Origin of the sequence: Rhodococcus sp. SORGH_AS_0301, from assembly GCF_030818285.1 — a bacterium.
Taxonomy (GTDB): Bacteria; Actinomycetota; Actinomycetes; order Mycobacteriales; family Mycobacteriaceae; genus Rhodococcoides.
The window spans coordinates 3,506,922-3,528,057 of sequence record NZ_JAUTAC010000002.1; the positions used below are offsets into that span (position 1 = coordinate 3,506,922).

Below are 21,136 nucleotides of genomic sequence, written 5' to 3' on the forward strand. Positions count from 1 at the left end.
CGTCACTTCCAGTCGGGGAGCGCAGGTGAGTCGATCCACGGCCGCCCCTCGTGCTCCAGAGCGGCAATGTCTGCGTCCACCATGATCTTGGCCAGTTCGGGCGTGTGCACCGAGGCTTTCCAACCCAGCTTACTTTCGGCCTTGCTCGCATCTCCCACGAGCGCGTCCACCTCGGTGGGCCGGAGGTAGCGCTCGTCGAACTTGACGTGCTTCTCCCAGTCCAAGCCGGCATGTTCGAACGCGGTGGTGAGGAAGTCGCGCACGCTGTAGTTGCCGCCGGTGGCGAGCACGAAGTCCTCCGGCTCGTCCGCCTGCAGCATCCGCCACATGCCCTCGACGTACTCGGGTGCGTAGCCCCAGTCGCGGATGGCATCGAGGTTGCCCATGTAGAGGTACTTCTCGGTTCCCGCCTTGATGCGGGCGACCGCACGCGTGATCTTCCGGGTGACGAACGTTTCGCCTCGACGAGGCGACTCGTGGTTGAACAGGATGCCGTTGACGGCGAACAAGCCGTACGCCTCGCGGTAGTTGCGCGTCACCCAGTAGGAGTAGACCTTCGCCGCTCCGTAGGGCGACCGCGGGTAGAACAGCGTGTCCTCGTTCTGCGGCGGCGGCGACGCACCGAACATCTCCGAGCTCGACGCTTGATAGAAGCGGCACTGCACGCCGGCCAGACGGACCGCTTCGAGGAGGCGGATGGAACCGATGCCCGTGGTGTCGCCCGTGTGCTCGGGCTCGTCGAAGCTCACCCGCACGTGGGACTGAGCGCCCAAGTTGTACACCTCGTCCGGGCGAATCTCCGACATCAAGGTCACCAGCCGGGCACCGTCGCTCAAATCACCGTAATGAAGGAACAATTTGGCGTCCGGATCGTGAGGATCCACATAAAGGTGGTTGATTCTCGAGGTATTGAAACTAGATGACCGCCGGATCAGCCCATGGACAACATAGCCCTTGCTCAGAAGCAGCTCGGCAAGGTAAGAACCGTCTTGCCCGGTAATTCCCGTTATCAGAGCAGTTTTCACGACGGTTCCCCTACTGTATCGAACGGCATGTGACGCATAATCTTAATCACGACAGCAACTCTCGGGCGACTCGAGCGACGAAAACCTAATGCCTGACGCTGTTTACGAACTTCTACCAAGCAACACGCCTCGAGTAGCGAGCCACAACCGGTCAGACTAATATCACCTCACACAGTAACGAGATCGTGATAATCGAACGTGCAGGTCGATCGCGCGTCAGGGGGTTCGGCAGTGTCCAGCGCAGGCAACAACATACGTACAGACACCACACGAGTCTCCGTCGGATCCGTGCCTTTCGAGGTGACCTCGCTCACAAAAGCGACATCGACAGTGATGGCTCTCGCGCGAGATCAATCCGCGCAGCCCATTCGCCTCGCCAATGCGTATTGCGTCGCGGCCGCCAACAGCGACGACACTTACATGGAGATTCTTCGCGGCCCGGGCATGAACTTCCCCGACGGGTCACCCGTTGTGTGGTTCATGCGGCGATCGAAGGGTGTCGGCCAGCGACCCGGACGAGTCCGTGGACCCTCGCTGTTCGCTCAGTGCCTGGACGAAGGCCGTGAGCACGACGTCAAGCACTTCTTCGTAGGAACTACCACCTCCACTCTCGAGCTGCTCCAGTCCGAGGCGGAACGCCGATACCCCGGCCTTGAGATCACCGGAACGTACGCACCGAAGTTCGCGCCGGTCAGTAACGAGATGATCCAGGAGATTGCTGACGAGGTGAACGCTCGGGAGTCCGACATAGTATGGATCGCGATGGGCACACCCAAACAGGACTTTGTAGCAGCTGCCTTGGCGCCTCTCGTCAACAAACCCTGCATCGGCGTGGGCGCGGCATTCGACTTCATCGCCGGCACCAGTCGTGAGGCCCCCCTTTGGGTACAAAACAGCAGTTTCGAGTGGCTGTACCGACTTGCGCGCGAACCGAAACGACTCTGGCGACGATACTTGATCGGCAATCTTGTCTTCCTCAAAGCAGCGGTGAGTTCGAACCAGTCACGCCGAGAACGGTGAACTCGCGCATAAGAGGTCAACGCTCGGAAGAAGCCTGAACTAACGGGCTTTGCGACTGCGATGAACTAGCACATCGGCCAAAGAGAGAACGCCAGTGATTATTGAAAAAGCGAAAAATCAACTACTGAGAAGGTTTGCGATGAGCGGACCCGTCAATCATGGGTCCGACCTGCACGTTGGACCATTCTCGCGCGTGTGGGCACCAAGTAAGCTGACAATTGGTAATAACTGCTATATCGGTAAACACGTCACGATTGAGTGCGACGGCTCGATCGGCGATGAAGTAATCATCGCAAACAACGTCGGGATAGTTGGTCGCCGAGACCATGACTTATTCGAATTGGGGGTTCCCGTACGCTCCGCCAAATGGGTAGGGGATAACCCGGACCTCTCGAAGCCGGTGACAATCGGATCCGATGTGTGGATCGGATTTGGCGCAATCATATTATCTGGCGTTAGGATCGGCGATAGTGCGGTAATTGCTGCGGGATCGGTCGTCAAACGCGACGTGCCAGAGAACACAATATTCGACTCGAACGAAGCCGCTTTACGTGATCGATTCTCACCGGACGAGTATGCCGAGCACTGGGCGCTGCTTCGTCGCCGCGGTTTGCACAAACTACCAAACCTCGAGGCGTAATAATGACGAAGCCCGCACGCGTAGCCATAATTCATCCTTGGCTGCCTCAGTATCGCGTACCGTTTTTTGACTTGCTTGTTCCCCATCTTGAGAAGCGAGGGGTACTCGTGGACATATATTATGGAGACACACCACCCGAATGGGCAGATCGAAACGATTCTGGCACATCGAACGTATGCACCCGACTACCCACGCGCTTCTTTCGGTTTGGAGGCAGATCCCTGGGTTGCAAATCAATCCGACCGATCTTGGATCGCGAGCCCTACGACTTGATCATCCTCGAGCAAGCGATTCGTAATCTGGAAACGTTCCTCTTGGTCGCTCATCCGAAGACCCGGCACAAGATCGCTTTCTGGGGCCACGGGAAAAACTACACTGTGGCTAGATCTGGCATCGAGGAAAAACTGAAGGCGACTCTCACCAATACTGGAGTCTGGTTCTTCGGCTACACACAAGGCGGCGTGGACGCGACAGTCAGCTCAGGCTATCCCGGAGGTCAGACCACCGCTGTCTACAATGCTACCGATACAAGCGAGTTGCGGAGTCAGATGGCCTCGATCACGGAAGACGAACTTCGTCAATCAGGCGAGAGTCTTGGGCTCAATGGACCGACAGCTCTATACATCGGCGGTTTGGATGAAGCGAAGCGAATTCCTTTCTTACTGTCGGCCGCACGAATGATGCACGAGAAAATACCCAACTTCTCGTTGATCATCGCGGGCGCAGGCTCTTCCCAATCCACCGTTGAGGACTCCGCAGACAAATTCGCGTACATCAAATACGTCGGCAATACTTTTGGCCGCGAGAAGGCCAAGCTTTTTCAAATTGCTGACATTCTGATGGTACCCGGGCGGGTCGGCTTAGTCGCAGTCGAGAGCGCCGCCGCGGGAGTGCCCATAGTCACTACAAAGTGGCCTCTGCACGCACCTGAGTTCGAATATTTGACGCCGCAAATGGACTGCCTCGTGTCAGAGGACGACGTGGAGTCGTATGCTCGAACTGCAAGTGACCTGCTGGGAGACAAGCAGGCGCTTTCAAACCTTCAGGACAACTGTGCCGAACTGGGTAAGGGTCTCACAATTGAGCGGATGGTCGAGCAGTTCGCACACGGTGTGCTGAGTGCCGTCCATATGCGTTGACGACCAACTGATGAACACCGAACCTGGCGCTTCGCGTTATTGCTTGCTCCACCCCTTAGTGCTCTTTCGTCCATAGAGAAGGGTGGGCCAAGAGATGTTTACCATCAGCTATGTCGCCGGCGACGCGGCATCACGGCTACCGCAACGCCCTAATTGCCTGACTATCAAAACACTCAAGATAGTAGATCGTGTGGAATTTCGCGATTGCAATACTAAGCTGGTTTCAGACCGTATCTGCGAGCAATTAAAATTGGCGGAAACGATCGGCGCAGCATGATCACGGCCACCACTGCCGCCACCGATGGACATACTGCGAGGATACGTAAACTCCAGGATAGCGCGGGGTTGGACGTTACGGCGACAGCGAGGATAGATGCGGCATAAGTGCATGTATACCACGTCACGCAGCACGCGACCACAATCGCATACGATCGCAAAACGTAGACAACATCTATCAATCCCATTCGCGCACCGAGCGTCAAGTGAATACCGTGTCGAACAACAGCTACAGCTATCACAGATGTGACCGCTACGGTCAAATGCCCCGTCGCGAATACCCACACTGCAATCCCACTTACCACAAGGAGCAGTACCGCCTGCGTCCTGAAAACAGCCTTGAATGAACCAATCGCTTCCAACGCGCTACTGAGCAGCACGACTGACGGCTGTAAACACGCAGCAACTGCGGCTAATGCAATGATATTCGATGTCTCCTGCCAGTTGGAACCGAAAAGAAGCGGTACCAGACCGGGGAGCGTCAACGCGAGATACGTTCCCGCGGGCATCGTGAACCACGAAACCAACACAAGCATGTCGCTCCACTGGCGTCGGGCCTTGGCCCGAACGGTGGCCGACGCAAGGAACTCAGGGTAGACCACCTGCATGATAGAAGTCTGCACCATGGCAAAAGGGTACGAAGTCAGCACATCGGACCTACTCCAGCTACCGAGCGCGCTCGCTCCGCCCGCACTCCGCGTTAATGCTATTTTCACTAAGTTCAAGATCATATATTCACGAAGATTGGATACCATCACTTTGTAGGAGAATACGAAGTCCGGGATCATTGTCGCAGTTACCCGTCCAGGTAAGGCCGAGGACTTGGCGGCGGCACCCAAGAACACAATTTGCAGCACTTGTTGACATATAATGAACGATGTCAAGGCCGCGGCGTTTCGATATGTTGATACGAAGTAAATGCCACATCCGATTGCAATAACGGATGAAGCAATGAGTGAAACTGCTACCTTCGCGTATACCCCATTGGCGCGTGCAATGCCGCTATAGACGCTGAGTATCGGTGCGAACAAGGTCGAGAGGGCAAGCATTTCGATCGCATGTGTTGCCGGAACAACATTCCACAAAACCGCCCACCAATTTGCCGTCAGGAAAAGTACGGCTCCCGATAAGAGCCCGGCCACAACCGCGTAAGTGACTGCGCCGCGTCGACTGGCCACGGATCCATCTCTCACGCGCATGACCGACTGCCCGACACCACCGACCGCGACCAAGTTCATCGCAGCGACTACTACCATCGCGACTCCGTAAGCGCCGAATTCGGGTGGTTCGACCAAACGTGACGTGAAAGCTGCATACCCCAGTTGCGCCAGCGCGACAAAGCCCTGCGCCAGGAAGAGAACCGACGCACCGCGAAAAATCGCTATACCACGTCGTTTCGTGTCCGTCATCCCCGAAGAGCTCTAACGTAGGGGCTCAGGAAAATCAGGGGCCACAGCAGCCCGCCGTGACGTCGGGTCAGCCGAAACCACGATGCTAGTGGCTGATTCTTCTCCGACATAGCGACCTTCAACCGCTTACTGGCGCTCTTACACGCCTCGACCTCCCTATTGAAGTCGCAGATACCCATGGTTCCCGGCGCAAGGAGGACTGCCACAGATCTCGAACGCGCGCGAAACGAGTAGTCAAGATCAGCCATTGCATGTTTGTACCCGGTCGGGAATCCTCCGAGCATGCGGTCGGTTGCTGTGTCGACAAGCACGATATTGCCATTCAATGCATCGCATTCCACCACATCGGCGCATGGGCCCACGCGACGCAACGCTAACGGATTCCATCGCGACTTCGATCGGAACCCGCCGTACGTCGCTCCTCCCACTTCCGACCTGAGTGAGCCACCCAAAATTAACCTCTTAGAGCGCGCCTCCTTGCTGTGAACCTCTGACAGGCGCTTGATCGCATGGACATCAAGAACCACGTCATCATTCAGCCATAACAAAAAATCCGCAGGTTTCTCGGACGCCCGCTGCCACGCGAACCGCATTCCCTCTGCCCAGTGAACTGACGCCGGCACACTGAACAACTCTATATTCCCGAGCTGGGAGGATTCGACGGCTTCTCTTGTCAAACTGTTCGTAGAAGCGTCCGCAATAAATACCTCAAACGAAATATCGGCTTCTTGGAAGCTCCGACTAATAGACTGCAAGCAAGCACTAGTCTTTCCTGGCCGATTGAACGTTGTCATGATGACGTTAACCTTCATAGCGTGTACTAATCTTTCTTCCTCGTACTCGGTGTGATGCTTTGCGACCGGACGTACCACGCTGAACAATTTCGTCCATTACCGATAGGTACTGACTCGCAATCACCGGGAGACCAAATTCTACTATTCGGTCGCTCGCTCGCCTGCGGAACTCGTCCGCTAGCCCTGGTTCGTCTCGCAAGTGCACCAATGCGGCGGCAATGTGTCGAGGATCGGTGACGTCTACAAGGTATCCGGCATTGTCAACGACCTCGGGAACTGCACCAGACGACGATCCTGCGATGACAACAGCGCTACCCTGCATTGCTTCGACCAGAACCATTCCGAAAGATTCTTCGAGACTAGGGTGCAAGAATACATCCAAGCTGTGCATCCAGCTGGATACAGATTGGGCGGGTATCGACCCAATAAATTGGACACTCTCCAGCTGCGCGAAACGTTGTTGCTTTGCCAGCGGACCTTCACGTGAGAAATCCTCCCCGGCAAGTACAAGTACTGAATCCGGGTACTTTTTGAGGAAGTACGGCCAGGCGGAGAGCGCGGCCTCAACGTTCTTGCGAGGATCATTTTGTGAGTTCAACATACCCACACGAAATTTATACCCTTGCGAGGAGTTATGACTCTGCGCCGCAGCCGCAGGGCGTTCTACAGGTACCCCGTTCGCGATTACTCTGCACTCAGTCCGGTAAGTGCGCTCAACCTTTCGCGCAACGTAGCGGGAGGGCGCAGTCGTATCAACCGCGCGACTCAGACAAATTACCTGCATCATAAGCCTTGCGACGCGGTAGGGGTCACGGAAATGCCTTAGCACGGCCGGGGCCCAATCGTGGACAGTAATAAGAGTTGGAATTGTAAGCTTCTGGGATGCCAGCGCGAACTCATACGTCCAGTGTGCATGTATGACTGTCGGCGCGATTTCCTCTATCATGCGCTTCAGCTGTCTTTTTTCGATCTTGAAGAGATCCAGAGCGCGATCGCGAGCACGTAGTCGCGATCCTACGATATGTACCTTAATCCCGTTGTGGCCCTCCATTGTGATTGGACGCTCTAGGCCTGGTGAAGTGGTAACGACGTGTACCTCGTGGCCTTGCTTGCGGTATTCCAGGGCTAAGTTTGAAATGAGGGGAAATGGATACCCTGGAACGTCGGTCGTTAGTCCCAGAGCCGACAGGGTTGCGGGACCTGCAACCACGATTTTCATCGGTTCACTCTGAGTAATTTCGCGGGATTCCCCGCATATATCGACATTGGCTCAAGCACGCCCGAAACAACACTGCCAGCGCCAATCACTGTTCCCCGGCCTATTCGTGTACCTTTTAGGACAATCGTACGTGCTCCGATGAAAACGTCATCTTCGACAATTACCGCATCGTCGGCGGCTGGAGCGGGCGGGCCCAGGAATCTTCGGTCCTCAACATTTAGCGGACTAACCACGTGGTGATCCGAGTCGGTGATCAGGACGCCTGAACCAATCAAAACACGCTTGCCTATCTCAATGTGCACCGCTGCAGATATTGTGGTGCTCGAGAGTCCAGTGTGCTGCCCGATTCGTAGGACTGCGTCTTGGTTAAGCGTTCTGATTGTGCAGGGCCAATTCGCGTCGAGGTCGTTGGCACGCCAGTTGCTCGTGATTGCGACATTCCTGTCGATTATGATCCTGCTACCGTCAGCCCGCGCGAAGCGAGGTCGGCCGTAGAAGCGCGTTGGTCCGTCTATCTCAATTCCCGTAGATCGGTAATACCTCGTCAGACTTTCACTGACAACTCGATTTTTTATGCCTCTCAGTGACGGCATCGTAGACCTTTATCTGTAGTAGTACGAAGTTGCCGGCGGAACGCATGACAACCGCTGGTAGTCGAGCCTGCTGACTCGCCGGCATAACACCGCGGTGTCACCGTCGATGAGACATAGCTCCTCGGTCTGTTGCATGGTGCGATCATGCCGGTTTCCGGCCGCCGTCGCATGCCCAGCAGATCATCCCTCTTCAGGTGCGGAACCTTACCGAAGGCTTTGCGGCACCCGCACGGCGGCGCGGTGGCGTTCACACTTGCCTACGGTGCTGCGGCCTTGTATCCGGTGACTACAGTTATCTGGCTTTGGAACCGGTAGATCTGCGAAAATTGGGGTTTTACCTGTCCTGGGTCAGACAACACTAAGCGTGTGCCCGGAACTTGAGTGCGCTCCGACATATCGAAGCCTCGCGGTGTTCGGTGGCGGCCGATCACTGCGCTCCAGTCGCACCCGCCGCATCACTGGCGCAGGCTAGCGCTCAATCCTCATGTCCTGCCACCGCGGGCGCACCGCATGCGATCGCCCCGACATCTCACGACACCCACAAATCGCAGGTCCTCAGGCCCAACCGGTATCGGGTCGCTGCGTGCGCGGCATTCACCACACTATGGTCAACGACTGGCACTCGGATGGCCCACCATCACCACAGCGCCCGGTACGCCTCGCTGCCCGCAGCCTTCGACCGAACCGTCGAGGCGAACTACGCCAGCACGGACACGTCGGGGAACAAGACGCACCCGAACGACGCCGGCCACGGAGCAGTGTTCGCGTGATGAAAACAGCGCTGGACGGCTGGAACCTGGCTTGGATCGTCTAGCGACTGCGACGGGTCGGCCCCTTCGCAGGGGTCGACCGGTCACATCACAACCAGTGCCGAGCAGGTTCGGCCTGCGCGTCAGCATCCCGGAGCAGCGGTTCTTTACGTAGCTTGCGACTGTTGGCGGGGAGTGTGGCAATGAGAGCCACCGTGGCGATGACAATGAAGGTTCCCACGTTGGCACCGGTCGGGGCGGATGGGCGTCTCGGTCATCATGCGCACGATCAGCAACGCGGTCGCCGCCAAGGTGAATCCACCATGAGAGGCGCCTCGTGCGAACGGTGTCCCTACCAGGACGGCGATGAAGGTAATCAACGCGACAAGGCCGACAATCCCCTCACCGGCCAAGTTCTGGACGAACTGGTTGTGCGCCTGAGCTGCAGCGTCGAAAGACGGCAGGTATGTGCTGCGGAAGGTGTCATCGAGCAGCGTTGGCCCGTAACCGAGCAGCTCGTGACCTCGGTAACCACCGCGGATCGCAGCCGCCCAAATGTCGGTGCGCCCATTGAGGGTCTCCCAATTCCGTGGGAAGAAGGATGTTGCGGTCAACCAGGCAGGCCGCGCCGCCACAATGCCGATCACCAGCGCGCCAAGTGCGCCCACGTATGCGACGACGCCCACAGTCCTGCCCAGCCTGGACGCGAGGAACGGCAGTGCCACGAGTACGCCTACCCACGTCGTGTTCGACTGCGCCAACGTCAAGCCGAGCACTGCCGGCACCAACCACAGCGACCATCCGGTGAAAGCCAGTTCCGCGATCAGCAGGAGCGCGGCGACGGCGGCCATGGTGTTCGGGTGCCCCAAGACACCTTGAAGTCTGTTGAATCCGAAGACCGTGCGCGACTCTTCCAGGTTGATGCCGACGTCAGGAAGGGCGACCGCTGTCACGAGGCTGATGACCACCAGAAGCCGGAGAATCACGACGATCTGGCGTTGCAACCACTGAGCGGTGTACCCGCCGTGGAGCACGAATGCGAGGACGATGAGCGGTGTCGACCAGAGCCGCTGCGGGATCCCGAACAGCTCAACGGGGACGGCGCCGAAGTACGCCGAGACGATCAGCGATCCGTAGAAGAATGCGATCACGCTGGCCAGTGTCGCGACACCCGGACGGACGTTGCCGAGCGAGGCGAACAGAGCAAACAGTGCCAGGCCGGTGCCCAGAGCGAGTGCCGCTGACCCTCCGACCCCGAAAGCGCCGGTCAGTGGGTTCAAGATTCCGCAGGTGTAGAGCAGCATTTCGAGATACCACGTGCCGCCGCGGGCTCGCGCCGCTCTGGCCCACTGCTCACCGAAGGCTGCACCACCCGCTGCGACGACGGCGAGCAGTCCCAGAGTGAGCAACCGCTCGCCGGTCAGCAACGAGGTCAGTGTTCCCATTGCGACATCATGCCGTTGTGGGATGCTTTCTCGCACGCCGAACGGTCCGGACCCCGTCGTTCACACTGTCGACAGGGTCGTCGAATGGGTCCTCCCGCCGACATTGTGGTCTCAACGACTCAACGCGCTCTGCTTGACCGTGATGCCTGTGGCAAAGTGTGGTGAACACCGTGATCGTCTGGTGCCCCTGCTGGTTCATGAACGTGGCGTGCTTGTGTGGGCGATCATCGAGCGCACCGCGTGGCACTTTCAGGCCCGCACATAACGGGAGTTACGTGAGCACGTCGATTCCGACGATGTACGGCGAGAGTCCACCGCGATGCCACCGCAACAGATGCTCAGCATTCGCGAGCACGACCGGGTTCGAGATCTCGTCCTTTCGCCACTTCTCCACAGCCGTGATGACGTCATTGCAGAATGTTGGTAGGTCGAGGTTCATGGCGTCGTTGATCACGTTGTTATGGAACATGGGACCGCCCGGAGCGATGAAAATGACCCGAGCGTACGACCTGGTCGCGGACCGCCCCTGATGGAGCATGCTGCAACGCATCTTGTAAATCTCGTCAGCGTCCAGGTTGGGGTAAGTCGGGCCCAGGTTCGCTTTCCACCAGGCCTTGTATTTTGCGCCCGTGGTCTCGCCGTTCGAACTGGCGAGAGCAGCGCACATGTCAGGGAGCGCCAGGGCGCCGGCCAGCGCGAGAATCCAGGCGTTGCCGCGAACCGCTGCTTGGATCTCGCCGATCAAGTCATCCATCGACACAGCATCGAGTTAATCCGGGACAGGCGCAAGACTGTCGAACCGCGCATAACGCGAGACATGCGCGTCGACGACACCCATTCATGAGCTATCGAGAAGTCGCTCGAGTGGCAGGTTCGGGATCGTGATGCCCCGACGCAACGAGGCCCTTGATCTGCACCAGATGGTGTCGGCGAGGAAAGTGTCGAGATCGACGAATCCTCCTCTTGTGCGCGCTACGTCCTCACGGCGCCGACGCAGCCGGAGATCAGGCTGGACACCCAAGGGACCGACCAAGTGCAGGTCGTCGTCACCCAGGTCTGCGCCGACGAGAGCGAAGAAGCCACCGACGGCCACCTCGATCTTCTGGGCGACACGGGCGATCGTGCTCTGCAGCGGCGACTCCGACGAGCCGGTGATGTTCTGTTCGACCACGTACGTCCTGGTGGATGGGCCACCACCCAATGCACACCCGCTGCACCACCGAGCGCGGCAGACCCTCGGGTGTCACCGACGCCGTCAGGGTCTGATCCAACTGCTCCCCAGATGGTGCGCTGGATGGCGATGTCGAGATCCGCGCGGTCGGCGAAGTAGCGACAGATGCCGGTGCGATGGATGCGCGCCTCGTCGGCGATCTGCTGTGCCGTGACCCACTCCCCTGGGTGCACACCCTTGCTCGACCCAACGCCATAGATCGAACGCGTGTTCGATTTTTGTCGGTGGGTCGCGGTAGCTTAAAGCATGTTTTCGGGGGGAATCGCAGGGGCTGGTCGTCGTGACGACGGCTCCATCGGTGACCCCGTTCTCGCTCGACTTATCGCCGAGCAGGAAAATCTGACGCGTCGCATCGCGGCGTACGGCACACAGCACCTCGACACGGCAGACCGTCTCGCTCTCCTGGTGCGGGACGAGAAGGTGACGCGTGCCCGCCTGGGCCAGGCCCACGTGTGGCTGGCGGAGCTCGTCCAGCAGCGCGGGTTCGAGGAGACCGGAGCTCACAACGCCGATGCGCTGGCTCAACTCCTGACCATCGATCGCGCAGCCGCCGTCGCGCGACTGTCCGTGGCCGCCCAGCTCGGCAACTGGACCACCTTGCTCGGCGACGTCATGGAACCGGAGCTGCCCACCACCGCGGCAGCGCTGCGCGAGGGTGCCATCGATGCAGAGCATGTGAAGGTCATCCGGAAGTTCGACAAGAACCTCCCCGCCGCTGTGGACGCCGACACCCGCGCCCACGCGGAGCGGCACCTGGCCGACGCGGCGCGCGAGGTGCGTCCCGCAGAGCTCGCGGCGCTCTCGGAGCGCATCACGGCGCACATCGTCGAGGAAGGCGAGTTCGAACTCCCGCCGGAGCGCGCACGCAAGCGCGGCATCTTCATGGGCAAGCAGGACAGCGACGGCATGCGCAGCGGGAGGTTCGTCCTCGATGCCGAGACCGCTGCGTACCTCGACGCTTACAACAGCAAGTACGCGGCGCCCGGAGTGGGCAATCCCGAGGACACCCGCGCGCCCGTCGTCGGCGCCGAACCGGACGTCGAGACCCGCCAGCGCGACACCCGGACCACACCGCAACGACGGCACGACGCCCTCAAGCTACTGCTGCGCGACACACTGGCCTCCGACGATCTCGGCAAGCACCGCGGTGTGCCGGTCAAGGTCATCATCGTCGCCCGGCTCGAGGACCTGATCCGAGGCACCGGACTGGCCACCACCGCAACGGGTTCCACCATGCCGATCCGCGACGTCATCCGCATGGGGGCGCACGCCGACCACTATCTCGCGGTCTTCGGCGACGACGACGGCAGGCCACTGCACTTCGGCCGCACCCGCCGCATCGCCAGTGAGGACCAGCGCCTCGTCCTCATGGCCACCGATCGCGGGTGCACCGCACCGGGATGCGATCGCCCCGCCGTCGCCACGCAGGCGCACCACATCCACGAGTGGCAGGACGGCGGGCCCACCGACATCGAGTCGCTCACCTTCGTGTGCGACATGCATCATCCGATGGTCCACGACGGGGCACTCGGATGGTCCACCACCACAGCGCCACCAGGCCATCCCTACGCCGGGCGCACTCTGTGGCACCCGCCTGCCCTCATCGACCCGTCGAGGACGGGCCGGGTGAACCACTATCACCACCCACAGGACTATCTGTGGGAGGACGACGAGCCGGCGGCATGAGTCATCTTGCTGAGCCGCAGGGCATCCCACGGCGCGAAGCCCTTCGCGTCGTTGTCGAAGTAGACGTACACGTCTCGCTTCGCAGCGCGCCACTCACCGATGCGCTCGGCCCACCGGCCGAGCGCCTCGTCGGAGTACCCGCTCGTGTACAGCTCCGTGTCGCCGTGCAACCGGACGTAGACCACGTCACTGGTCACCTCGGTGAGCATCGGGAACTTCCCGGCCGAGTCGGCCACGACGCACCCGATGCCCTGTGCCCGCATCAGCTCAAACGCCTCTGCTGAGTCGAAGCTCGGGTGCCGCACCTCGAGGCAGTGTCGCAGCGGCCGGTCCTCGTCGACGTCCAGGAACACGCGGTCATCGGCGAGCTTGTCGTCGTGCTTCTCCCCCAGCCGAGCGGCCTCCGTCGTCGACCGCGGCAGCAGCGCGAAGAAGTCGGCCATCCTCGTGGCGTCGAAACGGAACGTGGCCGGCAGCTGCCACAGGATCGGCCCGAGCCGTGGCCCCAGCGCCAGAACACCCGACGCGAAGAAGTTGCCCAGCGCCGCGTCCACCCCCACCAGCTTCTTCATGTGCGTGACGAAGCGCGGCCCCTTCACCGCGAACACGAAGCCCTCGGGTGTCTCCGCACGCCAGCGCTGGTAACTCGACGGCCGCTGCAGGGAGTAGAACGAGCCGTTGATCTCGATGGAGGTCAGTGCACGGGAGGCGTACTCGAGCTCGCGGCGCTGCGCCAGGCCTGCGGGATAGAAGTCGCCCCGCCAGCCCGCGTAACGCCACCCGGAGATGCCGATGCGCAGTTCCATCGGCTACCTCCGTCCTGTCGGCCTCCGTCAGCAGATACCCGCACACCGAGCTGCGACACATGGGCCTGGTGCGATCACGGTCGCGGTGGCCAGGCGGCCCAGCCGTCAGGCAGTGCACGGAGAATGGGATCCGCAGCGTCGAGACGCGCTGCGGGGATACCGTCGGAACCGGTCCGCCCCGAGCTCGCGCCGTCGGGAAAGGTGAATGCGTACCCGACCATCGGACGGAGCCCGCGCTTCACACTCTCCCGATAGTTGCCGTTCACGACCGCGAACACCTGACGCTCGAGGCCGTCGGCTTCGTCCTGGCAGGTCGAGTCGCACGCGTCACACCCGCAGCTCGGGAAGTAGAAATCGTGCAGCAGACCAGCGTGCACTGCGATCCCCGGGTACGGGGTGAACACCAGCGCCAGAGGTGCGCACGTCGACGCGTTCGGCCGAACGCGGACTCCCCGAACCACGTCACGATTCGGACGAATCAAGTCCGCCACCGCCTCCGGACCCTCGTCGATGTCGACGTCGTAGGTGTCGCGTAGGTGCTCGATGAGGGCATCCGCGATCACATGAAGTGGCGCATAGCGTTCGGGGTGTTCGGTCACGGAATACGCACTCTCCGGCGGAGAGTCGGCCCACAGGTTTCCGTACTCGATCTTCCGGCCGTCGGAGTCGCGGAACACCTGCTCGTCGATCGTCGGTCGTACATACGAACTCACGTCAGTCATCCTGTCTCGCTGCGAGCAGTCCGATCGGCGCTACTGCCCGGTCGGTGCGGGGATCGCGCCATACGGCCCCGCCGTCGACGACCGTCGGCCACAGCAGACGCTTCTCTTCGACGGGCCACTCGACCCACGGCGGGTACCCCGCGAGTTCGGTCTGCACGATGTCCGCGATGACGACGGTCGCCTCCGCGAGGGACAGATCCATGTGCAGGTCAACCGTGTACCGCGCGATACCGAGCGTCCTCTCGTCGACGTTGCTCGCCTTCAGGCGTGGGCGAGGGCCGCTGGAGTTCACGCCGAGTCCGACGACACCCGTCTCGTGGAGCGAGAGGGTCCACCGAAGTCGGTCGAGGTCCAGGTGCGCACCGGACCGGCGCCAGTGTAGGTCCGACCCCACTGCGACACACGCGTCGACCATCTGGGTGGGCGCACCCATTCCGGAGTCGGGGAGCAGCGGAAACGTCCATTCGTCGACGTACTCGAGATCGGGGCCCCACATCGGTCCAGTGTGGCAAGCATTCCGGTGCTCGGAAAACTGTTTTTCACGATCTCGTCGACACCGTACGGTTCGGTGCATGGACGAGGTCGTGACCCGACGGAAGAACCAGCCACCGCCCCGTCGTGTGGTCTTCGACGATCTCGCGCATCCGGGTCGAGAGACCAGACGACCGTGGTTGCACCTGCTCGACGACGAGACGCCTCCGCGCGTCATCGAGTCAGAGCCGCCGTCGCTGGTCGTGTGGTCGTCGCTCTGGCCGGCGAGACCCGATGCTCTCATTCGATTCGACCTGGCCGACGATGGCGCTGGGACGAACCTCCGGTGGACCTTGCTTCTCGACCCACCGCGCCCGGACGACGACGCCGTTCGCAGCTTGCGCAAGCGCATCGACAGGCTGATCAATGGCAACCTCCGCCATACCTACGGCCAGTGACCGACCGGTGCGGTGGACGGGAGCGTGCGAGCCACCATGACGCCAGGAATCAGGGGCCGTCCAGCACCCGCTCGAGTGGCACGTTCGGGATCGTGATCCCCCGCGACGCGCCGAGGCCGGTGATCTGCAGCCAGATGGTGTCGGCGAGGAAGGCAGCGAACGTGTCGAGATTGACCGAATCCTCCTGTGCGCGCCACGTTCTCACGGCGCCGACGCAGCCGGAGATGAGGCTCGACACCCACGGTCCGACCAGGCGCAGGTCGTCGTCGCCCAGATCGGCGTCGACGAGGGCGAGGAATCCGCCGACGGCCACCTCGATCTTCTCGGCGACGCGGGCGATGGTGCTCTGCAGAGGTGATTCGGACGATCCGGTGACGTTCTGCTCGATGACGTACGTCCAGGTGGGGTGGGCCACGACCCAGCGCACGTACGAGTCGACCACCCGTTGCACCACCGAGCGTGGCAGACCCTCGAGTGTCACCGACGCCGTCAGGGTGTGTTCCAGCTGCTCGCAGATGGTGCGCTGGATGGCGACGTCGAGGTCAGCCCGGTCGGCGAAGTAGCGGTAGATGCCGGTGCGATGGATGCGCGCCTCGTCGGCGATCTGCTGCGCCGTGACCCACTCCCCCGGATGCACGCCCCGCTCGAGCACGTCGAGGGCAGCGGCGATCACCTGACGGCGGCGGTCGGCGTTGTGCTGATCCCACCGTCGCCTCCGGCCGTCACCGGAGGTGGTGCGCTCGGTGCTCATCGCACCGAAGCATCTCACGTACGCAGTAGTCTCCGCGGCGCCCTGACCGTCACACGTGCCGCGACGGCCTCCTGGTCGAGCCGATCGACGATCTTCACGCGCGGCCGACCGTTCCGTCGACCGAGGGCGAGCTCCTCCGCATCCAGCCGGCGCCATGCCGCCAGGTCACCCGCCCGCGGGATCGCTGCTGCGATCAACTCGTCGGGCGTGTGGTGCGGCTCGGTGATCTCGGAGTCCAGGTGGTCGAGCACTGCCTCCACCGTCTCCTGCGCGCAGGTCTTGTTCGTGCCGATGAAGCCGCGCGGACCGCGTTTGATCCACCCGACGACGAACACACCCGGCGCCACCCGCCCGCGATCGTTCGGCACGGTGCCCGTGCGCTCATCGAACGGGAGCCCGGGCAGACCGACACCGCGGAAGCCGACCGACCGCACCACCAGGCCGGCGTCGAGGACGTACTCGTCGGACGTCGGGGCGGCGACGACGGCACCGTCAGCACCCTCGACCAGGTCGTTCCGGGCGACGCGGACGCCGGTCACCCGGCCGTCCCGGCCCAGGATCTCCACCGGAGACACCGCGAACGTGAGCACGATGCGACGGCGCGTGGCGTCTGTCGATCGCGGCCGAGCAGCCAGCTCCGCGAGCAGGCGACTCCGCTGATCGTCACCCTGCAGCTGCGCGGGATCCGCCTCGACGATGACATCGACATCGGTGAGCGCTGCGAGACCCATCAGCTCGGGCACGGTGAAGGCCGCGTCGGCCGGTCCGCGTCGGCCGAGAATCTGCACCTCTCGGATCCGAGAATCCCGGAGCTGGTCGAGAGCGTGCGGCGCGATGTCCGTTCTCTCCGAGAGCCAATCGGTGTCGCGGGTGAGCATGCGCGCGACGTCGAGGGCGACGTTGCCGTTGCCGACGACGACGGCGCGCTCGTGATCGAGCGTGACGGCGGCGTCCCGATGGTCGGGATGGCCGTTGTACCAGCCGACGACGTCGGTGGCCGCCACGGAGCCCGTCAGGTTCTCACCGGGAATGCCGAGCAAGCGGTCGGACGACGCGCCGACGGCGAACACCACCGCGTGATAGACCGACTGCAGTTGCGCCACAGTGACAGTCGTTCCCACCTCGGCGCCCAGCACGTAGCGGAAGCCGGGCTCGTTCTCGATCGCCTCGAAGAGGTCGGTGACCTTCTTGGTGGTCGCGTGGTCGGGTGCGACGCCGTGCCGCACCAGGCCGTGCGGAGTGTGGAGCTTGTCGTAGACGTCGACCGACGCCACCTCGGGATGCTTGAGCAGCTCGTCCGCGGTATACAGCCCGGCAGGCCCGGCACCGATCACCGCGACGCGGAACGGGCCACCGCGGCGCAGACGTCGTTGCGGCGCAACGAGAGCCAGCGGAGTGCGGTCCGCGTGCGGAGACCGCTCGAAGTACTCCGCGTTGAGGGCCGCGTACGGAGCGGTCTCGATCGTCAGTTTCGTGTCGGGAACGATCGCGCCCACCGGGCACGCCGTCACACAGGCACTGCATCCCACACACGTGGCCGGGTCGATGAACAGCATGTCGGTGGTCCCGAACCCGGGCTCACCCGGCGCGGGGTGGATGCAGTTGACCGGGCACGCGAGGACGCAGGACGCGTCGGCGCAGCACGTCCCGGTGACGACATGTGGCATCGAATCAGGCCGCGGCGGAGGCGGGCTCGCTGCGGAACCGCGACGGGCGTCCGTCGATACGCAGACTCGTCCACAGACGCTTCGAGACGCGGTTCATCAGGCCCATGTCCTCGGACAGTTTGCGGACGTCACCGAACATGTCGCGCAACGTCTTCGCGGAGGCCTCGTTGTCCCACCACACCTCACGCACCACCTCGGGCGGGATCCCGAGCTCGCGCTGCACCTGCTTGCTGGGCTTCATGATGACGTCGCACAGCACGCGCATGATGATCGGCGTCGCGATGGACATCGCGAACCGCTGACGTCGGGACAGCTTGGGCGCACGGTGCTCCAGGTACTGGTGCGCGAAGCCGATGTGCCGCGCCTCCTCGGCGACGTGGATCTGCATGATGCGCGTCATCAACGGGTGCTGCGATGCACCGGCGCGCAGGATCGACTTCTGCGCGTGGTCGATGGGCTCCTCGCCGGCCAGCACTCCGACGAAGAAGCCGAACGGCAGCGGGCCCGCGAAGAGGGGAAGGAGAGGGCCGGCCTTGCGGAACCACCTCGGGCCACCGGGCACGGCGACACCGATCCGGTTCACCAGCTCCTGGAACATCTGGGTGTGGTGGCACTCCTCCGTCGCCTCGTGCGTGGAGTAGCGGAACTCCGGCGAGCCGTTCGGGAGCCGCAGCGCGTAGTTCATGATGCCGGCGATGAGCACCTGCTCGAACTGCAGACCCACCTTGAGAATGTTGGCCTGCCGGTACATCCCGACCGCGATCTGCCGATCGAGAGGGAGCGACCGGTACCACTCGGTGTTGCCCAGCGGATCGGCGGCCGGGAGCACCCAGCGGGGATCGTCGGCCACGATCGCGTAGTGCGGATCGTCCCAGGGGATGTCGAGGAATGCATCGAAGTGCTGGTGAACGGACGCTTCGGACAGGGTGCGCAGCGTCTGCTCGTACTCGGAGCGCGTGTCGGATGTGATCGTCATGGCGTGAACCTCCGTGAGTGCCGGGCCGACTTGGTGCGACAGGCTGTTGCAGTAAAAGTTACTGCAACTCGGTGTACCACGCAAGCGTTGAGCCGTCGCGAATTGGTACAACGAACGTTGTCATCATGGCCGAAATCAGGCCATTCTCGGTTGTTGCATTCACTCGGCATCTATTCTTCGATCATCGGGTACCGTTTGCCCGTCCTTGCGAACCGCAGCTCCGAATACCGGGAACTCGACCTGTCCTTCTCCTCACTGCCGCATCGTTCGTCGGGGGTCGACGCGGCTCGACGAACGAGAGTGTGTGTTGCCCGTACGTCCGATCCCGACCGCTGACCACGCCGCGGCACGCCTCGAGTACCCGAGCGTGCCTGCGATGCGTCTCGTCGTGTTGACGCTGGTCATCATCGTGGGCCTGGCCGGGATCACCTGGGGTCTGTCACCGCAGTTCGACAGGACGTCCTTCGTCATCGTCGCCGTGGCGGCGCTGACCACTCTTCCGTCCGCGTTGCTCATCTACCTCTACGGGCGAAATCTCCGCTACTCGATTCCTTTCGTCGTCTACGCAGACATCGGCATCACCGTCGTTCTGTTCGCCTCCCGGTCGCCGTTCGACGCCCTTCCCGGCGTCGTCCTGCTGATGCTGGTGTCGTTGTTCGCGGGCGTGTACGTCTCCGGGCGGATCCTGGCGGCCCAACTGGCCTTCGCCGCGGCGATCCTCGTCGTGCTGTCTGTGCTCTCGGTACACGACGGAGTCCCCGGCTGGCTCGTTCTGTCTCGAGCGCTCACCCTGCTCACCGCGGTCATCGTGCCGATCCTGCTCAAGATGCACGTCGACTTCCTCACCGACAAGCTCGAGAACAGCCGACGCGACAGCGTCAGCGGCCTGCTCAACCGTCGCGGCCTCGACGGCGCCGTCGCCCGGTTCGATGTCCCGCGCGGAGTCGAGCAGACCCTGGGCACGGCCGTCGTCCATCTCCGCGACTTCGTGCAGATCGAGCGACGCCTCGGCCGCGCCACGAGCCACGACCTGGTCGCCGAGACATCGAGTCTCCTCACGGACGCGTTTCCCGACGCCATCGTGGCCCGGACCCAACCGGGCGAATTCGCCTGTGTCTGGCTCGGTTCCGCGGACGACGTGGCCGAGCGGCTCGCCGCGGCGCGCGCCCTGGTGGAGTCGACCCGCCTGCGCAGCGCCACCGTCAGCATGACGTGCACCAGTTCCACCGTGCCGGTCGACTACCGCACCACCGTGACCGTCGCGCTCGGCAAGACCCTCACCGCCGCCGCGTTCCTGCAGTACGGCGACGCCGTGGCTCCGCGCAGCAACCACCACGTCGCCGAGCTGATCGCCGACGGCGGGCCCGCCATCGTCTTCCAACCCGTGTTGTCGGTGTCGACGGGTCGCGTCATGGGCTACGAAGCGTTGTCCCGCTTTCCTTCCGGGCACGGCACCACACAGAGCTGGTTCCTCGACGCGGCCGCCGACGGCCTGCAGATCCCGCTGGAGCTCGCTGCTGTCCGACGCGCCGTCGCGGCGTCCCGAGACCTCCCGACCGACGTCTTCCTCGCCGTCAACGTCTCGGCGACCACCATCGTCGCCACCGATCTGGTGCCGATCCTCGACGAGGCCGCCGAGTGCCGACGCGTCGTCGTCGAGATCACCGAGCACGACCTGGTCAGCGACTACACCGCACTCGGCGCCGCCCTCGATCATCTGCGCGACGAGGGCCTGTCCATCTCCGTCGACGACGTCGGGGCCGGCTACTCCGGTCTCCGTCAGCTCGTCGAGATCAAGCCCGACGTCCTCAAGCTCGACGCCTCGATCGTCCGCGGTATCGACACCGACCCCATGCGCCGCGCCGCCGCCAGCGCCCTCACCACCTTCGCGGCGGCCATCGGTGCGGAATGCGTGTATGAGGGCATCGAGACGCCGCAGGAGCTGGAGTCGGCGCGCAGCCTCGGTGCCGACATGGTGCAAGGGTTCCTGCTGGGGCGCCCCACCTCCACTCCGATCCTGAGCCGTCAGGACGGCATGAACGCACTCTGAGCGGGTATG

Annotated in this window: 21 protein-coding genes; 7 read left to right on the plus strand and 14 right to left on the minus strand. The window is 62.3% G+C overall.

Annotated features, from left to right (window positions below):
• Positions 1-2: 2 nt before the first annotated feature.
• Positions 3-1,025, minus strand: a complete 1,023-nt coding sequence (gene gmd / locus QE397_RS17125) for a GDP-mannose 4,6-dehydratase (protein WP_222633076.1) — start codon at positions 1,023-1,025, stop codon at positions 3-5.
• A gap of 288 nt (positions 1,026-1,313) precedes the next feature.
• Here gmd and QE397_RS17130 point away from each other — a divergent pair, with 288 nt between their 5' ends.
• From QE397_RS17130 to QE397_RS17140, 3 genes are all read left to right on the plus strand, one after another.
• A complete protein-coding gene (locus QE397_RS17130) occupies positions 1,314-2,045 on the plus strand; it encodes a WecB/TagA/CpsF family glycosyltransferase (RefSeq protein ID WP_307096260.1) in 732 nt (243 codons plus the stop codon).
• A gap of 139 nt (positions 2,046-2,184) precedes the next feature.
• The gene (locus QE397_RS17135) at positions 2,185-2,685 is read left to right on the plus strand and encodes a DapH/DapD/GlmU-related protein (RefSeq protein ID WP_307096262.1); all 501 of its coding nucleotides are present in this window, start codon (positions 2,185-2,187) and stop codon (positions 2,683-2,685) included.
• A gap of 269 nt (positions 2,686-2,954) precedes the next feature.
• Positions 2,955-3,824 (plus strand): glycosyltransferase family 4 protein, encoded by an 870-nt coding sequence (locus QE397_RS17140; protein ID WP_307096264.1) that lies wholly within the window; start codon positions 2,955-2,957, stop codon positions 3,822-3,824.
• 212 nt (positions 3,825-4,036) lie between these two features.
• On the opposite strand, the gene QE397_RS17145 is transcribed toward QE397_RS17140, so the two are convergent.
• The 4 genes from QE397_RS17145 to QE397_RS21845 are packed head-to-tail and all read right to left on the minus strand — an operon-like array spanning position 4,037 to position 8,115.
• Positions 4,037-5,509, minus strand: coding sequence for an oligosaccharide flippase family protein (locus QE397_RS17145; protein WP_307096266.1), 1,473 nt, complete (start codon positions 5,507-5,509; stop codon positions 4,037-4,039).
• Positions 5,506-6,321 (minus strand): glycosyltransferase family 2 protein, encoded by an 816-nt coding sequence (locus tag QE397_RS21835; RefSeq protein WP_373425248.1) that lies wholly within the window; start codon positions 6,319-6,321, stop codon positions 5,506-5,508. The genes QE397_RS17145 and QE397_RS21835 overlap by 4 nt, the downstream gene beginning before the upstream one ends.
• Complete coding sequence (locus QE397_RS21840; protein ID WP_373425249.1) at positions 6,311-7,522, minus strand: glycosyltransferase family 4 protein; 1,212 nt, start codon at positions 7,520-7,522, stop codon at positions 6,311-6,313. The genes QE397_RS21835 and QE397_RS21840 overlap by 11 nt, the downstream gene beginning before the upstream one ends.
• Entirely contained in the window at positions 7,519-8,115 is a 597-nt protein-coding gene (locus QE397_RS21845) for an acyltransferase (protein ID WP_373425250.1), read from the minus strand. Before QE397_RS21845 ends, QE397_RS21840 begins: the two co-directional genes overlap by 4 nt.
• 626 nt (positions 8,116-8,741) lie before the next feature.
• Between QE397_RS21845 and QE397_RS17150 the strand changes: the two genes are divergently transcribed.
• Positions 8,742-8,885, plus strand: a complete 144-nt coding sequence (locus tag QE397_RS17150; RefSeq protein ID WP_307096268.1) for a hypothetical protein — start codon at positions 8,742-8,744, stop codon at positions 8,883-8,885.
• Positions 8,886-9,031: 146 nt separating this feature from the next.
• Here QE397_RS17150 and QE397_RS17155 read toward each other — a convergent pair whose 3' ends face one another.
• From QE397_RS17155 to QE397_RS17165, 3 genes are all read right to left on the minus strand, one after another.
• Positions 9,032-10,309 (minus strand): O-antigen ligase, encoded by a 1,278-nt coding sequence (locus QE397_RS17155; protein ID WP_307096269.1) that lies wholly within the window; start codon positions 10,307-10,309, stop codon positions 9,032-9,034.
• Positions 10,310-10,580: 271 nt separating this feature from the next.
• Entirely contained in the window at positions 10,581-11,063 is a 483-nt protein-coding gene (locus QE397_RS17160) for a hypothetical protein (RefSeq protein WP_307096271.1), read from the minus strand.
• Between the two features lie 84 nt (positions 11,064-11,147).
• Positions 11,148-11,480, minus strand: a complete 333-nt coding sequence (locus QE397_RS17165; protein ID WP_307096273.1) for a hypothetical protein — start codon at positions 11,478-11,480, stop codon at positions 11,148-11,150.
• Positions 11,481-11,786: 306 nt separating this feature from the next.
• Between QE397_RS17165 and QE397_RS17170 the strand changes: the two genes are divergently transcribed.
• Entirely contained in the window at positions 11,787-13,226 is a 1,440-nt protein-coding gene (locus QE397_RS17170; protein WP_307096276.1) for an HNH endonuclease signature motif containing protein, read from the plus strand.
• Here the strand turns inward: QE397_RS17170 and QE397_RS17175 are convergent.
• The 3 genes from QE397_RS17175 to QE397_RS17185 all read right to left on the minus strand — a co-directional run bounded on the left by QE397_RS17175 (position 13,193) and on the right by QE397_RS17185 (position 15,250).
• Positions 13,193-14,032: a DUF72 domain-containing protein gene (locus tag QE397_RS17175; protein ID WP_307096278.1), complete on the minus strand. Its 840-nt coding sequence runs from the start codon at positions 14,030-14,032 to the stop codon at positions 13,193-13,195. The genes QE397_RS17170 and QE397_RS17175 overlap by 34 nt on opposite strands.
• 74 nt (positions 14,033-14,106) lie before the next feature.
• Entirely contained in the window at positions 14,107-14,745 is a 639-nt protein-coding gene (locus tag QE397_RS17180; RefSeq protein WP_307096280.1) for a DUF6226 family protein, read from the minus strand.
• A gap of 1 nt (position 14,746) precedes the next feature.
• Positions 14,747-15,250 (minus strand): hypothetical protein, encoded by a 504-nt coding sequence (locus QE397_RS17185; RefSeq protein WP_307096282.1) that lies wholly within the window; start codon positions 15,248-15,250, stop codon positions 14,747-14,749.
• A gap of 76 nt (positions 15,251-15,326) precedes the next feature.
• On the opposite strand from QE397_RS17185, the gene QE397_RS17190 reads away from it, so the two are divergent.
• Positions 15,327-15,683, plus strand: coding sequence for a hypothetical protein (locus tag QE397_RS17190; RefSeq protein ID WP_307096284.1), 357 nt, complete (start codon positions 15,327-15,329; stop codon positions 15,681-15,683).
• A gap of 49 nt (positions 15,684-15,732) precedes the next feature.
• Here QE397_RS17190 and QE397_RS17195 read toward each other — a convergent pair whose 3' ends face one another.
• Genes QE397_RS17195 through QE397_RS17205 form a run of 3 tightly spaced genes read right to left on the minus strand, consistent with a single transcriptional unit; the run spans position 15,733 to position 19,077 of the window.
• Entirely contained in the window at positions 15,733-16,434 is a 702-nt protein-coding gene (locus QE397_RS17195; RefSeq protein WP_307096286.1) for a TetR/AcrR family transcriptional regulator, read from the minus strand.
• Positions 16,435-16,448: 14 nt separating this feature from the next.
• The gene (locus QE397_RS17200) at positions 16,449-18,101 is read right to left on the minus strand and encodes an FAD-dependent oxidoreductase (protein WP_307096288.1); all 1,653 of its coding nucleotides are present in this window, start codon (positions 18,099-18,101) and stop codon (positions 16,449-16,451) included.
• A gap of 4 nt (positions 18,102-18,105) precedes the next feature.
• Positions 18,106-19,077 (minus strand): diiron oxygenase, encoded by a 972-nt coding sequence (locus QE397_RS17205; RefSeq protein WP_027506362.1) that lies wholly within the window; start codon positions 19,075-19,077, stop codon positions 18,106-18,108.
• A 376-nt stretch (positions 19,078-19,453) separates the two neighbouring features.
• Between QE397_RS17205 and QE397_RS17210 the strand changes: the two genes are divergently transcribed.
• Entirely contained in the window at positions 19,454-21,127 is a 1,674-nt protein-coding gene (locus QE397_RS17210) for an EAL domain-containing protein (protein ID WP_307096291.1), read from the plus strand.
• Positions 21,128-21,136: the final 9 nt, after the last annotated feature.